This is a genomic window from Streptomyces sp. cg40, from assembly GCF_050320165.1.
Taxonomy (GTDB): Bacteria; Actinomycetota; Actinomycetes; order Streptomycetales; family Streptomycetaceae; genus Streptomyces; species Streptomyces hokutonensis.
Map to the genome: position 1 here is coordinate 1844839 of NZ_CP190128.1, position 15019 is coordinate 1859857.

Annotated in this window: 11 protein-coding genes and 1 tRNA gene; 2 read left to right on the plus strand and 10 right to left on the minus strand. The window is 71.3% G+C overall.

Annotation, left to right across the window (positions count from 1 at the left end; genetic code table 11):
* Positions 1-3 precede the first annotated feature (3 nt).
* The 5 genes from ACQHII_RS08230 to ACQHII_RS08250 form a co-directional block, all read right to left on the minus strand.
* The gene (locus ACQHII_RS08230; RefSeq protein ID WP_427918632.1) at positions 4-1017 is read right to left on the minus strand and encodes a glycoside hydrolase family 26 protein; all 1014 of its coding nucleotides are present in this window, start codon (positions 1015-1017) and stop codon (positions 4-6) included.
* Positions 1018-1199: 182 nt separating this feature from the next.
* Positions 1200-1655, minus strand: coding sequence for an alpha/beta fold hydrolase (locus ACQHII_RS08235; RefSeq protein ID WP_427918633.1), 456 nt, complete (start codon positions 1653-1655; stop codon positions 1200-1202).
* Positions 1656-1668: 13 nt separating this feature from the next.
* A complete protein-coding gene (locus ACQHII_RS08240) occupies positions 1669-3018 on the minus strand; it encodes an MATE family efflux transporter (RefSeq protein ID WP_427918634.1) in 1350 nt (449 codons plus the stop codon).
* Between the two features lie 43 nt (positions 3019-3061).
* Positions 3062-4048: a dipeptidase gene (locus ACQHII_RS08245; protein WP_427918635.1), complete on the minus strand. Its 987-nt coding sequence runs from the start codon at positions 4046-4048 to the stop codon at positions 3062-3064.
* Positions 4049-4073: 25 nt separating this feature from the next.
* Positions 4074-5078 carry a LacI family DNA-binding transcriptional regulator gene (locus ACQHII_RS08250; protein ID WP_427918636.1) on the minus strand — a complete coding sequence of 335 codons (1005 nt, stop codon included), beginning with the start codon at positions 5076-5078 and terminating at the stop codon, positions 4074-4076.
* 150 nt (positions 5079-5228) lie between these two features.
* Here ACQHII_RS08250 and ACQHII_RS08255 point away from each other — a divergent pair, with 150 nt between their 5' ends.
* Both ACQHII_RS08255 and ACQHII_RS08260 read left to right on the plus strand, forming a co-directional pair.
* Positions 5229-6383, plus strand: a complete 1155-nt coding sequence (locus tag ACQHII_RS08255; RefSeq protein WP_427918637.1) for a Gfo/Idh/MocA family protein — start codon at positions 5229-5231, stop codon at positions 6381-6383.
* Between the two features lie 175 nt (positions 6384-6558).
* Positions 6559-8877 (plus strand): LuxR C-terminal-related transcriptional regulator, encoded by a 2319-nt coding sequence (locus tag ACQHII_RS08260; RefSeq protein WP_427918638.1) that lies wholly within the window; start codon positions 6559-6561, stop codon positions 8875-8877.
* Between the two features lie 536 nt (positions 8878-9413).
* On the opposite strand, the gene ACQHII_RS08265 is transcribed toward ACQHII_RS08260, so the two are convergent.
* The 5 genes from ACQHII_RS08265 to ACQHII_RS08285 form a co-directional block, all read right to left on the minus strand.
* The gene (locus ACQHII_RS08265) at positions 9414-10304 is read right to left on the minus strand and encodes a glycoside hydrolase family 19 protein (protein WP_427918639.1); all 891 of its coding nucleotides are present in this window, start codon (positions 10302-10304) and stop codon (positions 9414-9416) included.
* Between the two features lie 228 nt (positions 10305-10532).
* Complete coding sequence (locus ACQHII_RS08270; RefSeq protein ID WP_427918640.1) at positions 10533-12857, minus strand: penicillin acylase family protein; 2325 nt, start codon at positions 12855-12857, stop codon at positions 10533-10535.
* A gap of 246 nt (positions 12858-13103) precedes the next feature.
* Positions 13104-14123, minus strand: a complete 1020-nt coding sequence (locus tag ACQHII_RS08275) for a DNA-directed RNA polymerase subunit alpha (RefSeq protein ID WP_019073061.1) — start codon at positions 14121-14123, stop codon at positions 13104-13106.
* Between the two features lie 174 nt (positions 14124-14297).
* Positions 14298-14385, minus strand: a tRNA-Leu gene (locus tag ACQHII_RS08280).
* Between the two features lie 157 nt (positions 14386-14542).
* Positions 14543-15007: a MarR family winged helix-turn-helix transcriptional regulator gene (locus tag ACQHII_RS08285; protein ID WP_427918641.1), complete on the minus strand. Its 465-nt coding sequence runs from the start codon at positions 15005-15007 to the stop codon at positions 14543-14545.
* Positions 15008-15019: the final 12 nt, after the last annotated feature.

Genomic DNA, 15019 nt, shown 5'->3' on the forward strand with positions numbered 1-15019 from the left:
CCTTCAGGGCTGATGATCCGTCAGCGCACGGTATACGGCCGCGGACTTGGGGTTGGCGCGGCAGCGCCACACTCCGTGCGGGCAGTAGTCGCTGATGGTCTGGTAGAGCGGGTGCTGTCCTGCCATCCAGGTGAGCATGCCGCGCACGTAGGCGGGGTTGTCGCCGTTGTCGAACAGGCCCCACTCGGGGTAGGCGACGGGCTTGTGGTGGGCGCGGGCGAAGTCGGTCTGCGCCAACAGGCCGTACGGCTCCGTCAGTTGGCCGGAGAAGGAGAGGCCCCGGGGTGCGTCGTAGGCGTCCATGCCGATGACGTCGACGTAGGCGTCGCCGGGGTAGCAGTCGGTCCAGGGGATGGCGTCGTGGCCGCGGTTCGGGGTGAAGTCGAAGCGGAAACGCTGGCCGGGGACGGACCGCATCGCGGTGACGATGCGGGTCCAGTAGCGCTTCCAGGACGCGGGATCGGGCGCACAGCGGTGGGTGTAGGTGGTGCCGTTCATCTCCCAGCCGAGGACGATCTCGGTGTCGAGGGCGCCGAGTTGGACCAGACGATCGGCGAGCGCGCGGAAGTGGTCGTCGTAGCGGCCGCTCGCCCCGTCCCTCAACTCGGTGCGGACCACGTCGTCGGGCAGGTGGGCCTCGTTGCGGTCCAGCATCGGGACATTGAGGACCAGCAGGCGGTCCTGTCGGGCCCTGCGCCACTCGGCCCACTGGTCCAGGTCGCCGGTGGCGCCCTCGATACCGGTCCAGGTGTCGCCGGGCAGATACGCATGGCCGACCCGGGGTTCGGGCCGGCCGAGCCAGGCGCCGAACTCCGCGACCCGGCGGACGGCTTCGGGGCCGTAGCCGACGTAGGCGCCGTAGGCCGTCGGCGGACCGGACGTGTGTGCGGGGGCCGACCGTGCGGGCCGGGGCGGGGGCTCGCCGCCGGATACGCAGGCCGGCCCGGCCAGCAGGACGAGTGCGAGGGCGGCGGTGAACAGGGCCGACAGGCTGCGGCGCGTCCCGTGCGGGGCCACTGGACGCCTCTCCTTCTTCCCGGGTGCGTGGGCGGCGGATCGCCCCGACGCCCGAGCAACGTACCAGCGCGGGGCAGAGGATGACGTAGCGCGCGATTCATGACATGACCGGCGCGCCTCCGGTTCCTCCAGGTGCCCGAAGTGTCCGCTGTTCTCCAGGACGACCAGTTCCGAGCCCGGGATCAGCTCGTGGAGTTCCTCGGCACAGTGAGCGCGCCGAGGGTGGCGCGGTCGTCGACGACGTCCGGGGTGAGGTCCGCGTCCAGGCCGGAGATGAAGGTGCCGGTCACCGCGGCCCGCGCCGGACCGAACTCCGCCTCCCGGTCCCTGAATTCGGCGAAGTACGCGGGGAAGATCCCGCGGGCGACGGCGGTCATCCCCGCGTCGTCGGAGATGGCGGGGATGTTCTGGAACGCTTCGACGACCTCGGGGAGCCCGGGGTTGTCGGCGTGCCGGGCGGCGAACTCCTGCACCAGGCGCACGGCCTCGGGTCCGGTCACCGGCGCACTTTCGTAGAGGATCACGCCGGCGAGGCGGTCGGGGTGGTGCAGAGCGTGGTACTGGGCGACGAATCCGCCGTGCGAGTGTCCGAGCAGGGGCGCCTCGGGAACGCCGAGGTGATCGCTGGACCGGTCCAAGTTCAGGCCTCCGTCAGGCCTCCGTCAGGTCCCGGGCGGGCGCCGGTGCGGCTGCTGCCACGATCCGGGCGCTGTGCCGCCGGAAGGAGACGTACTTGGTGCCGGCCTGGAGCAGGTTCGCGCAGGCAAGAGCGGTCCAAAGCCCCCGCAGGCCAGTGGCGTCGGCGACCGGGACGGCCAGCGCCGCCAGCACGCCGAACCACACCGCCGTCGACACCAGGCTCGGCACGGTACGCCTGAGCCCGACGAGTCCGAAGCCCGCCACGGCCTGGAGGGCGTCGCCGACCACCACCGCCAGGACCAGCGGCAGCAGCTGGACGACCTGGTCGGCGAGGTCCGGGCTCCTGGTGAACCGGTCGATCACCGGTCCGCGCAGCACGACCAGGGCGGCGCCGAGGACGACGACCGCGCTCAGGGCGACCGCGAACCCGGCGTCCACAGCGCGCCGTACGCGGGCGAGGTCGCGTTCTTCGGCGTAGCCGGCGATCAGCGGCACCGTGGCCTGGCCGACCGCCACCGCGGCGGTGAAGACGACGTTCACCAGGGACTCGGCGACGCTGTGCACGGCGGCGCTGTCGGTGCCGATACGGGCGGCGGCGAAGGTCAGCACACCCAGCACCGAGAACTTCACCAGCACGGTGGCGCCGAGCGGCAGCCCAACCCCGGCCAGTCGCAGCACCTGGCGCGGATCGGGCCGCCCGGGCCGGATCGGGCGGCCGGCGAGCACCGTACGGCGGCGCAGCGCGTACTGGTTGAGACCGGCCGCGACCAGACTGGACGCGAGCATGGCCAGCCCCGCCCCTGTCAGTCCCAAGCTGGGCAGCGGTCCCGGTCCCCCGACCAGCAGCACCGACAGCGTGACGGACACGGCGGTGCCCACGAGCCCGGACCGCATCACCTGGGCCGAGCGGCCGAGCGCGACCAGGACGGACGAGGCCGAGGAGTTCACGGCGATCAGCAGCACGCTGCCCGCCAACATCCATGGAAACAGGCCCAGTTGGTCGAGGATGCCGTCCGGGACGCCGAACGCCCCGCCGAGCAGCGGCACCGCCGCGACCGCCGACGCGCAGACCCCGCCCACGGCGAACGCCAGCCACATCCCGGCGCGCACCAGCGGCAACAGGCCCTCGGGGTCGTCCCGGTGCGGTGCGACGAACGGCATCACCCCGCGCAGCGCGCCCGCCACGGTGGCGGTGGCCGGGCCGAACACCGCGATCGTCACGGCGAACGCGGCCAGCGACACGGTGGCGTGCCGACCGAGCAGCGCGGTGTCGACGAGCGAGCCGGCCGAGGAGGCGAGCATGGTCACGTACAGCGGTGCGGCGGCCCGGGCGATGGTCATGAATGCGCTGCGCTCGCTCACGTCCGCCCATCCTGCCACCCAACTGCCTTGTCCCGCAGGCCTGTTACGGCTGGCTCCACACCCGCTCCGCCACCCGCCGGAAGTTGCCGCCCAGGATCGCGGCGACGGCGCCCTCGGGATATCCCCGGGCACGCAGCGCGCCCTCGACGGTCAACAACCCTTCCGGTGGCATGAATTCGATGGCGCCCCAGCGGGTGTAGCACTCGGGGTACAGCTCCGGGCTCTGTTCGAGCATCGCGTTGAAGTCCCCTTCGTCGAAGGGGTAGTCGGTGGAGACCCCGACGTGTTCCGGCCCGACGAGGTCGACGGCGTGGTCGATGTGCCGTACGAGGGCGTCCACTGAGGCGTCGTTGGGGCCGAGGAAGATGCCGACGCCGGTGATGCCGACGACCCCGCCGGTGACGGCGCACTCCCTGGCCTGCTCGTCGGTGATGTTGCGGGGGTGGTCCCACACCGCGCGCATGTTGGAGTGGCTGTAGACGACGGGGAGTTGGGACGCCTCGCACAGGTCGAGGCCGGTACGGGCACCGCAGTGCGAGCCGTCCGCGACCATGCCGACGGCGTTCAACTCCCGTACCAGCGCCCGCCCGTAGCCGGTGAGTCCCTCGTCCACCGCGTCGAGGCAGCCGCCGCCGGCCGCGTTGCGGGTGTTGTAGCTCGGCAGCATGGTGCGCACCCCGAGGTCGTGGAAGTGCCGGACCCGGTCCAAGTCCCCTTCCAGCGGCCCGGAGTCCTCCAGGTCGAAGGCGACCGCCACGCTTCCCGCGCGCACCGCGTCGTCGATGTCGTCGACGGTCGCGACCAGCCGCAGCCGGTCGTCCGCCGCGATCCGCTCCCGCCAGTTCGTCACCAGGCCGGTGACGTCGTCGGCGCCGTGCGGCGCGTAGCCGACGTTCACCGAGACGAAACTGCCGCCGGGTCTGCGGTAGCGGGCCAACTCGCCGACGTCGGCGTGCCGTTCGAGCGGCAGGCAGCAGTGCTGTTCCCAGAGGAGGGGCGGGCGGTGCGCTTCCGCGGATTCGTTCGACACCGTACGGATCATGCCCGCGTCGGAGCTACTCCGTCGAGGGCGGCCCCGTGCTCCCTCGCACCTCGAGCCTCGGCTCCGACAGCACCGTCTCCTCCGCCCGCCTGGGGTCCTTCATCCGTTGGACGAGGAGCTGCGCGGCGCGGCGGCCGAGGTCGTGGCTGCCGTTGTCGACGGTGGTGAGCCAGAGGTGTCGTAGGCGCGCGAGGTACGTGTTGTCGTAGCCGACGAGGGACAGGTCCCGAGGCACCTGGAGGCCCAATTCCTCGGCCGCCGAGAGCGCGCCGACGCACGCGATGTCGTTGAAGGCGAAGACGGCCGTGGGGCGTTGCGGGGCGGTGAGCAGGCGGACCATCGCGCGGTAGCCGCCCTCCTCCGTGTGGTCGCCCTGTTCGACCGTAGCGAGGTCGGTCAGGCCGTGGGCGTGCATGACCTCTTCGAAGGAGGTGCAGCGCAGTGCGCCGGCGACGCCCGGGCCGGCGATGTGGGCGATACGGCGGTGGCCCAGGCCGATGAGGTGCTCGGTGGCCAGGATGGCGCCGTACGAGTCGTCGCCGGCCACGGTGTCGACGTTGGGCAGGACCGGTTCAATGGCGCCCGCGACCACCGTGGGGATGTGCGTCGCGGAGGCGAGGAGTTCCTCGGAGCCGGGGAGGGTGCCCACCACGACCAGGCCGTCGACGCGGAGTTCCGTGAAGATGCGGGTGAGGTCCTCGCCGAGGTGGCGGTTGAGGCGGCCGTCGGCCAGCATCATGTGCAGGCCGTTCTCGTGCAGGCGGGAGCCCAGGCCGTCGAGGAGTTCCACGAACCAGGGGTTGCGCAGGTCGTTCAGCAGGACGCCCACCGAGCGGGTACGGCGTTCGCTGAGGCTGCGGGCGGCGGCGTTCGGGCGGTAGCCGAGTTCCTCGACGGCGGCCAGCACGGCCTGCCGTTTCTCCGGCCGGACCTGCTCGGAGCCGCGCAGCACCAGGGAGACCAGGGATTTCGACACACCGGCCCGCGTGGCGACATCGCGGATGGTCGGAGCGCTCATAGCTGGACCGTTCCATGCGGTCGCGCGCCCTGTCAAAGGTGTGGTCACCTGGTGTTGACGCCCGGCACGGACGTCCAGGTATTGACATTAGGACGAACGGGTTCGAGTGTGGCTGAGACAGTTTTTGGACCGGTCCAAAGAAGGGCAGTCATGGTGACCACTCTCGGTGTAGCCGTCGTGGGCTTCGGATGGATGGGGCGGGTGCACACCCAGGCGTACGCCCGTGTCCCGCACCACTTTCCGCAGCTGACCGTGCGGCCACAGCTCGTGTCGGTCGCCGAGGACGTGCCCGGGCGGGCCGAGCAGGCCGCCGAGCAGTTCGGCTTCGCCTCCACCACCCGTGACTGGCGTGACGTGGTCGCCGACCCGCGCGTGCAGGCGGTGAGCATCACCGCACCGAACTTCCTGCACCGTGAGATCGGCGTCGCGATGGCCGAGGCCGGCAAGCACATCTGGATCGAGAAGCCGGTGGGCCTGTCGACGGCGGACGCCTCCGCCGTGTCCGACGCCGTCACCAAGGCGGGAGTCCAGGGCGCGGTCGGCTTCAACTACCGCAACGCGCCCGCCGTGGAGGCCGCCCGCGACCTGATCGCCTCCGGCGAGCTGGGCACGGTCACCCACATCCGCGTCCGCCTCTTCAGCGACTACGCGGCCCACCCGGACGGCGCCCTGACCTGGCGCTACGAGCTGGAGCGCGGCGGCCACGGAGTCCTCGGCGACCTGGCCTCGCACGGCGCCGACCTCGCCCGTTACCTGCTCGGCGACATCATCTCCCTCGCCGCCGACACCGCGATCTTCCTCCCGCAGCGGGCCCGCCCGACCGGCGCGACCGCGGGCCACGCGCTGGCCACCGGCGGCGAGTTGGGCCCGGTGGAGAACGAGGACTACGTCAACTGCCTGCTGCGTTTCGCCTCCGGCGCCCGGGGTGTCCTGGAGGCGTGCCGGGTCTCGGTCGGCGAGCAGAACAACTACGGCTTCGAGGTGCACGGCACCAAGGGCGCGGTGTTCTGGGACTTCCGCCGGATGAACGAGCTGGCGGTCAGCCGCGGCACCACGTACCAGGACCAGCCCGTCACCACGGTGTATGTCGGCCCGGGCGACGGCGAGTTTGGAGCGTTCCAACCCGGCGCGGCGAACGCGATGGGCTACGACGACCTCAAGGTGATCGAGGCGTACCGCTTCCTGCGTTCCGTCGCCGAGGGCAAGCCCTACGGCGCCACGCTCCCGGACGCCGTGCACAGCGCGGCGGTACTGGACGCCATGGTGCGCTCCGTCGAGAGCGGCGGCTGGGCGAGCCCCGCATAGGGAGGCTCCCGGGTGAGCCCGGCGCGAGGGGCGCACACTCGGGCCGACCCGTACGCCCCCGCACTGAGCCACCGGCGCGATCTCGCGTCCACCCGCCGGACTCGACTACCGTTCACGCTCGGGAGTCACTCGCCTACGCTGTGGTGACCGGTTGGCGGACGGGTATGGGGGCGGCATGGGATACGGCTTCGGACAGCGGCGCGGCGGTCAACTCCCCGTCGAGTTGACCAGCTTCGTCGGACGCACCGGCGAACTCGCCGCACTGCACGCCGAGTTGGCGCGTTCGCGGCTGGTCACTCTGGTCGGTCCGGGCGGTGTCGGCAAGAGCCGTACGGCACTGCGGGCGGCCCGCGCGGCCACCGACCGGTTCGCCGACGGGGTATGGCTGGTGGAGCTGTCCGCCCTGCACGACCCGGAGTTGGTGCCGCCGACCCTCGCGGGCGTACTCGAGCTGCCCGAGCAGTCCGGCATGACGCCGCTCGACGCGATCGTGGAACACCTGCGCGGGCGGCGGATGTTGATCGTCCTCGACACCTGCGAGCACCTGGTCGACGCCTGCGCGATGCTCTGCGACGTCCTGCTGCGCGAGGCTCCCGGGCTGAGCGTGCTCGCGACCAGCAGGCAGCCGCTCGACGTGCCCGGCGAGCGCTGTCTGCCGATCGCCCCGCTGGCCCGCGCCGACGCCGTCGACCTCTTCACCCAGCGCGCCGCCGCGGTGACCGGCGGCCCCGCCCTCGACGGCGCCGACCGGGAACACGCCCTCGCGCTCGTCGACCGCCTCGACGGCATCCCCCTCGCCCTCGAACTCGCGGCCGTACGACTGCGGGCCGTACCCCTCTCCGAACTCGTCGCCCGTCTGGACCGCCACTGCGAGGTCCTGACCGGCGGCCGGCGCACGGCCCTGACCCGGCACCAGACCCTGCGCGCGGCCATCGACTGGTCCTACGACCTGTGCACACCCCAGGAGCAACTGCTGTGGGCGCGGCTTTCGGTGTTCGCCGGCTCCTTCGGACTCACCGCCGCCGAGCGGGTGTGCGCGGGCGGTGCGGGCGGCACGGGCGACCTCGGCGGCGGGGAGGTCGTCGAGGCGCTGATCGGCCTGGTCGACAAGTCGGTCGTCCAGCGCCTCGGCGAGGACGGGACCCGCTACCGGCTCCTGGACACCATCCGCGAGTACGGCGCCGGACGGCTCGCGAAGACCGAGGACGCCGAGGCCGTACGGCGGCGGCACTTCGCCCACTACGAGGAACTCGTCGGCCGATTCTGGGACGGCCTGGTGGGCCCGGCGCAGGTCGCGCTGCACCACGCGGTGCGCGCGGAGATCGCCGATGTGCGGGCGGCCCTGGAGTACGGCTGCGCGACCGAGGGCCGGACCGCGGACGCGCTGTGGCTGGCGACCCGGCTCGGGGCGTACTGGCGGGCGGCGGGGACGCTGTCCGAGGGTCGGTACTGGATCGACAAGGGGCTTGGACCGGTCCAGCAGGACTCCCCCGTGCGGGCCTGGGCCCTGTTCATGACCGGCGTGTTCGGGGTGTGGACGGCGGACCTGGAGACGGCGTTGGACCGGTTCCCGCAGGCCCTCGACATGGCGCGGAGGGTCGGCGAGAGCCGGGTCGAGCTGTTCAGCGAGGGCTACCTGGCCGCCATGACCGTGCTCGGCGGCGCCGTCGAGGAGGGAATGGCGGCGCTCGACGCGGTCCGCGCACGGATGATCGCGGCGGACGACGCACTGGGCATCGGCGTCGTGCACTACGAAGGGGCCCTGCTGTACGGGGCGTTGGGCTTCACGGACCGCGCCCTGGAGTGGTGCGAGGCGGGTCTTGCGTATCTGGAGGGCCGGGGCGAGCGCCAGTTGTACGGGTCCACGCTCACCGTCCAGGGCGTCATCCTGTGGCTCGTCGGGCGGCCCGAGGAGAGCGCGGTGGCGTTGCGCCGGGGTCTGGAGGCGGCGAGCGAGATCGGCGAGGTCCTCGTCGCGGCGCTCGCGTCCCTCGGGCTCGCCTGGCACGCGGCCGGACAGAAGCGGTACGTCAGGGCCTGCTGGCTGTTGGGCTACGCGGAGCACGCACGCCGGCTGGGCGGCGACCCGGTCGGCATGCTTCCCCGGCTGCTGGAGGAGCAGGAGGCCCAGCAGCGGGCGGTGCGCGCGGCACTCGGCGACGAACCGTACGAGCGGTGGCGCGAGGCGGGGGCCCGCATGTCGGGCCGCGAACTCCTGGACGCCGTAAGGGCGGACGCCGACGAACCGCCCGGTCTCCCCGCGTCCCGCCCCGGCACCTCCGACGGCCGCCCCGCCGATCCCCTCACCCGCCGCGAACGCGAGGTCGCCGCTCTGGTGACCCGGGGCCTGTCCAACCGGGAGATCGCCGAACGCCTCGTCATCTCCAAACGCACCGTGGACGCCCACGTGGAGCACATCCTCGCCAAGCTGGGGATCACCTCCCGTACCGAGATCCTGGCCCCGGCACAGGCGGAGGGCACCTCGACGGCGTAGGTATCCCGGTGCCTCCGGGGGTCTCCGCATACCTAGGTATCCCCCGCGCAGCCCCTGCCCGCGACTGGGTGCACCGATCTCCCGGGGTTCGCGCCCCCCACTCCCGCCCGGCACCCCAGGCTGGTCCCACCGCCAGGGGAACGGAACGTCGCGGGCGCCGGCAGTGTTGGTCAACCCCACGGCTGTCATGGCAAGGCGCCCGCCACCGCACCTCCCCTGGCGGTACTCACATGGGGCTGCCCCTGTCGGCGGGGGCAGCCCTCGGACCCGGCCGGTCAGCCGCGCCCGGCCCGCTCGTACGTGGTCTGGAAGGCGAGCCACCCGGTTCATGGTGGGTCTCGCTGCGAACAACCGCAGCCTGCGCGGTGATCCGTCCCAGCCGCCAGAACAGTCGGGGGAAACGGGAAGCTGAAGCACTCCCGTAGGGGTTGACCTGCGGGAACGCACCCTCCCTGGAACGCGTGGACGGGACGGGCACCGGCCGTTGGAGCGGTCCAGCCGGTACCCGTGCCCGTGCCCGTGCCCGTGCCGCAAGCTCAGCAGTAGAGGTTGCCGCCGGGGCCGACCCCGAGGATGGAGGTGAAGCGGTTGTAGGCGTCGACGCGGCTCTGCACCTGGGCGGGGCTCTTGCCGTCGCACTCCACCGAGCCGTTGATGCTGCGGATGGTCTGGCCGAAGCCGGCGCCGTTGACGATCGCGTTGTGCGGGGTCATGGAGCCGGGCCCGCTCTGGGTGTTCCAGTACCAGAGTGCGGTCTTCCAGGCCACGGCCGAGTCGTTCTGCACCAGCCAGGGGTTGCCCAGGAGGTCGAGGCCCAACGCGTCCCCGGCGGCCTTGTAGTTGAAGTTCCAGCTGAGCTGCAGCGGGCCGCGCCCGTAGTAGGCGGACTGGCCGGCCGGGCAGCCGTAGGACTGGCTCCAGTCGCAGTACGTCGGGTAGTTGGCGGTGTTCTGCTCGACGATGTACACCAACCCGCCCGTCTCGTGGCTGACGTTGGCGAGGAAGGCGGCGGCCTCCTGCTTCTTCGTGGTGTCGCTGCCGGTGTTGGCGAAGCCCGGGTAGGCACTGAGCGCGGCGGTGAGACCGCTGTACGAGTAGAACGAGTTCCGGCTCGGGAACATCTGGTTGAACTGCGCCTCGCTGACGACGAAGGTGCCGACGGGCGTGCCCGATCCGCCGTCGCAGGCGTACGGCTCCCAGTACCAGGTGCTGATGACCGGGTCGTAGCCCGGGTTGTCGTGCTCGGCGATGTACGCCTTGCCGTCGGTGTAGCGGACGATGTTGCCGGTGACGTACGACTTGCCGGCCACCCAGTTGGGATAGCTGGAGCAGGACGCGGCGGACGCGCCGGCGGCGGGGAGGACCACGGGCGCAAGGCTACCGAGGACGAGTGCGGTCAGTACTGCGGCGATGCGGCGTCTCGACACAGGGTTCAACTCCTCTGTGGAGCACGGCCGTACCCCGTCAAGGGCAGGGCGGAGCGGAGCCTTTGTGCGCACGGGCCGGTTGGACCGGTCACGGCGTGGGGGGCGGCCGTGGTGGGGGATGACGCCCCTCACTGAACCGCATTGGTATGTACCAGTCAAGGGTATAGACCAGTCAACCCCGCACCCGGGCGGCCGAGTTGCGGCCGGCCCGTGCCGCGCGGACCCGCCTCACCTGCGCAGGGTCGTCACCTCCAGCCCCGGGGCGGCGGCGATCTCCGCCCCGGTGAAGCGTTCGGCGACCCACTGCTTGCGCGAGAACAGCCGGGTCTGGTCCGAGAAATGGGGCGACGTCGGGTCCGCGGACTCCCCGTAGGTGAGGAGGGTGTGGGCGCGGGGCCCCTCAGGGGTCAGCTCGACGGTCATCAGGAAGCTGCTGCCGAAGGCGCCGGCGGTCGGGGTACCAGTGCCCGAGTCGGGCCCCGCCTCCACGACGTCGAAACAGCCCGCGTCGCAGCCTGGCAGCGGGATCCCGGCCCACTTCTGTACGGCGCCGAGTTCGACGTCGACCGGGAGGTCACGGGCGGCGAACTCCTGGACCGCGTCGGCCAGGGCCCGCTGGACGCGCGGGTCGTCGCCGTTGAATCCCCTTGGTGTGGTGAGGGGTTGGGCGGGATCGTAGGGAACGCGGCGCCAGGTGTCGGGCGGGCCGCCGTCGAGGAGGCGGTTGTAGAACGTGCTCCAGAGCACGATGCCCCGACTGGTGGTGTCGGCGCGGGTGTCCCAGCGGGCGAGGGTCGCGCACGCCCGGGTCACGTCGACCTCCGTGCCGTCCGTGGCCGTGAGGCTCGGGTGGGCGCGGCACATGGCGACGATGTCGTCGCGGCCCGTCTCGGCAGACAGGACACGGTTGCCGAGCATCGACGCGCCGAGGGTGTCCTCGGTGAAGCCGGGAGCACCCAACCCGTCCGTTCCGTCCCGGCGTTGGGCGATCATGCTCAGTCCCAGCTGGGCCCGCCCGTCGAGATGGGGATCGGTGTCGTACACGCCCGGAAGTCCCGTGATCGGCGCCTCCGGATTGGTGTACTGGGGGCCGTTGTTGGAGTTGGCGACATAGTCGGTGCGCACCAACTTCGGCTGGTGGGAAGGGCCGTAGAGTCCGGGCACGAGCGCATCGGGGTCGCTGCCCCAGGCGCAGGCCGACGTCGAACCGTCCAGGGCGTCGGGCGCTCCTTCGGCCGCGACGGTGCAGCGCTTCAACTGCCCGTCGGTGAGGCGCGGTACGGCCGAGGAGTCGGTGAAGTACGTGGCGCCGCTGGTGTCGGCCGCGAGGGTGTAGGTCCAGGGGATGCCCTGGAACGTGTCCTGGGCGGCGCGGAGTTGACCGAGGGTGCGTGCCTCCCCCATGGCCAGCCAGGTGTTCATGGAACGCAGGTTGTCGGCGTTGGCGTCGCGGATCGCGTAGGCGGTGGTCGTGGTCCAGCCGGACGACAGAACGGGACCGAACCGCGAGGTGTACAAGGTCCGTTCCACGGTCGAGAGGCCGCCGTCCGCGCCCCGTACGGCGACCGGGACCGTACGGCGTTCCATCGGCACGACCTTGCCGTCGAGCAGATAGCTGGTCGGGTCGCCGGGCACCAGCTTGAGGGCGTAGAAGGAGCGGTGCTGTGCGTCGCTCGCGGTGTGCGTCCAGGCGAGGGTGCGGTTGTGGCCGATCTCCACCAGCGGGGTGCCGTAGAGGCCGGCGCCGGACACGTCCAGGGTGCCGGGGATCGTCAACTGCACTTGGTAGAAGCGGAAGTTGCCCTCGGCCCAGGGCAGGTGCGGGTTGGCGAGCACCATGGCGTTGCCGGTGCGGGTGGCGTTCCGGCCGAGCGCCCAGCCGTTGCTGCCGACGTCGGCGGAGGCGAGGCCGAGACCGAGACCGAGACCGAGACCGACGAGGCTGTTCCGGGAGGCGGTTGTCGGGGTCGCGGAGGTCGTCGGGGGCTGTGCGTTACCGATGTCCGGGGCCAACGGCGCTGTCCCGGTGAGCCTGTTGACGTCGTAGACGACGTTCCACAGGTCGAGCGCGGTGATCGGCCGCACCCAGGGTTTGCCCTTGCAGCGTGCGTCCGGCAGCCGGTCGACTCCGGTGTCGCGAAGGTAGCGGTTGTATCCGGCGGCGTACCCCTCGACCATCCGCCGCAGTTCCGTCGTCGGCCCCGACGGCGCCTTCTCGTCGAGCAGTTGGCGTACTTTCCCGGCGCGCAGTTGTCCGCCGTAGTAGGTGTCGCTCGCGAGGTTGGCGCCCGTGCCGGAGTCTCCGTCGGGCCCGAAGAACCGGGACCGCTCACCCCGCAACGTCACGACCTGGTCGGCGAGTTCGCACACGTTGTCCTGCGCGAACGCGTATCCGTAGCCGTAACCGAGCCCGTCGAAGTCCTGGGCCAGGATGTGCGGTACGCCGTACTCGGTCCGGCTGATCCGGACCGTGTGCCCGCCGTCGGCCACCGTCGTGGCGGCGGACGCGGGGGCGGGCAGCAGGGCCATGGTGGCCGAGGTGAGACAGAGCACGGCCCCTAGCGCGGCCGACCTGCCTGATAACAAACGTCTGTGACGCTTCGTCAGTTCTCCGGTTTCACGCATGCCCGCCACCCTGCTGTGCGAACGGCGGGGCAGCATCCCGCTCTTGGCGGATTTCCGGGCCGCGCTGTCAGCCTCGGGATGTAGACCCTGAGGCCCGGCACAGCACGGCGCCCCGGTCGGGCTGCTGCTCGACCGGGGCGCCGGGACTTACCGCTTACACCGTTCCAGTACCGCCTAGTACTGCTCGGTCTCCACGAACCGCGTGTCCGCGTCGTTGGTGGCGAACGTGTCGACCGCGGCGGTCGGGTCGAATCCGGGCGGGCTGTCCTTGAGGCCCAGACCCAGACCGGCCAGCTTCGCCTTGACCTCGTCGATGGACTTCGCACCGAAGTTGCGGATGTCCATCAGGTCGGCCTCGGAACGCGCCAGCAGCTCGCCCACGGAGTGGACGCCCTCGCGCTTGAGGCAGTTGTAGGAGCGGACGGTGAGCTCCAGCTCCTCGATCGGCAGCGCCAGGTCGGCGGCGAGGGCGGCGTCCGTGGGGGACGGGCCCATGTCGATGCCCTCGGCGTCGATGTTCAGCTCGCGCGCGAGTCCGAACAGCTCCACCAGGGTCTTACCGGCCGACGCCATGGCGTCACGCGGACGCATCGCCTGCTTGGTCTCGACGTCGACGATCAGCTTGTCGAAGTCGGTGCGCTGCTCGACACGCGTCGCCTCGACCTTGTAGGTGACCTTCAGCACGGGGCTGTAGATGGAGTCGACCGGGATCCGGCCGATCTCCTGGCCGACCTGCTTGTTCTGCACCGCGGAGACGTAGCCGCGACCGCGCTCGACGGTCAGCTCCATCTCCAGCTTGCCCTTGCCGTTGAGCGTGGCGAGGACGAGGTCGGGGTTGTGGACCTCGACACCGGCCGGGGGCGCGATGTCGGCGGCGGTGACCAGACCGGGGCCCTGCTTGCGCAGGTACATCACCACGGGCTCGTCCTGCTCGCTGCTGACCACGAGCTGCTTGATGTTGAGGATCAGGTCGGTGACGTCCTCCTTGACGCCCGGCACGGTGGTGAACTCGTGCAGGACACCGTCGATGCGGATGGACGTGACCGCCGCACCCGGGATCGAGGAGAGGAGCGTACGGCGGAGGGAGTTGCCGAGGGTGTAGCCGAAGCCGGGCTCCAGCGGCTCGATCACGAACCGGGAACGGAACTCGTCGACGACCTCTTCGGTCAGGGACGGACGCTGAGCAATGAGCACGGGGTGTTGCCTCCATTTTCGGCGCCCACTATTTGACGCCGTAGACCTCAAGAAGGATACGTCGACATCGCTGCAAACCTCGCCGGGGCTGCCCGGTAGGTGAGATGTCGTCTGCGGGCCGACCGCACGACGGCCCTGGCAAGCAGAAAACCCCACGTGAAGTGGGGTCTCAGCTGGTGTCCGAGGGGGGACTTGAACCCCCACGCCCGATAAAGGGCACTAGCACCTCAAGCTAGCGCGTCTGCCATTCCGCCACCCGGACGAGGTGTCCGCCGCCCGACCGGGGGTGTTCCCCGCGGCGACATGGACAACAATACCAAGCTTTCGGAGTGCCTTTCACCTGCATATCCGCCCCCGCGGAACCGGCCGCGCGGGGCCTGCCACCTGCGGGTACTCCGCCACGACGGGTGAACGCACCGCTACGGACGCGCACCGGATTCCGGCTCCCGCCCGTCGAGCACCAGGGCCTGCAGCGCCCGTACGAGCGCCACCGCCCCCGCCTCGTCCAGCGGTGCCAGAAATCGCCGTTCCGCCGCTCGACGGGCCGTCTCAGCCTGCCGCAGGCAGTCCTGCCCTTCGGGCGTCAGTTCGACGATGTTCTTGCGGCGGTCCTGCGGGCTGCGCCGCCGCACGACCAGGCCGTGGTCCTCCAGGCCGTCGATCAGCGACACCATCGTGGTGCGGTCGACCCCGAGCCGTCCGGCGGCTTCGACCTGCGACAACGGCTCCCCTGCGGCGAGCACCACCAGTACGGCCAGCTCATGACCGTCGACACCGTGCGGGGCGAGCGCCTCGGCCGACGCCCTGGCCAGCTTCGCCTGGGCGTGCTTGAGGAGGTAGCCGAGCCGGGACTCCAGGGGGCTGGGCGACTGATCGTTGGACATTCCCCGACTGTA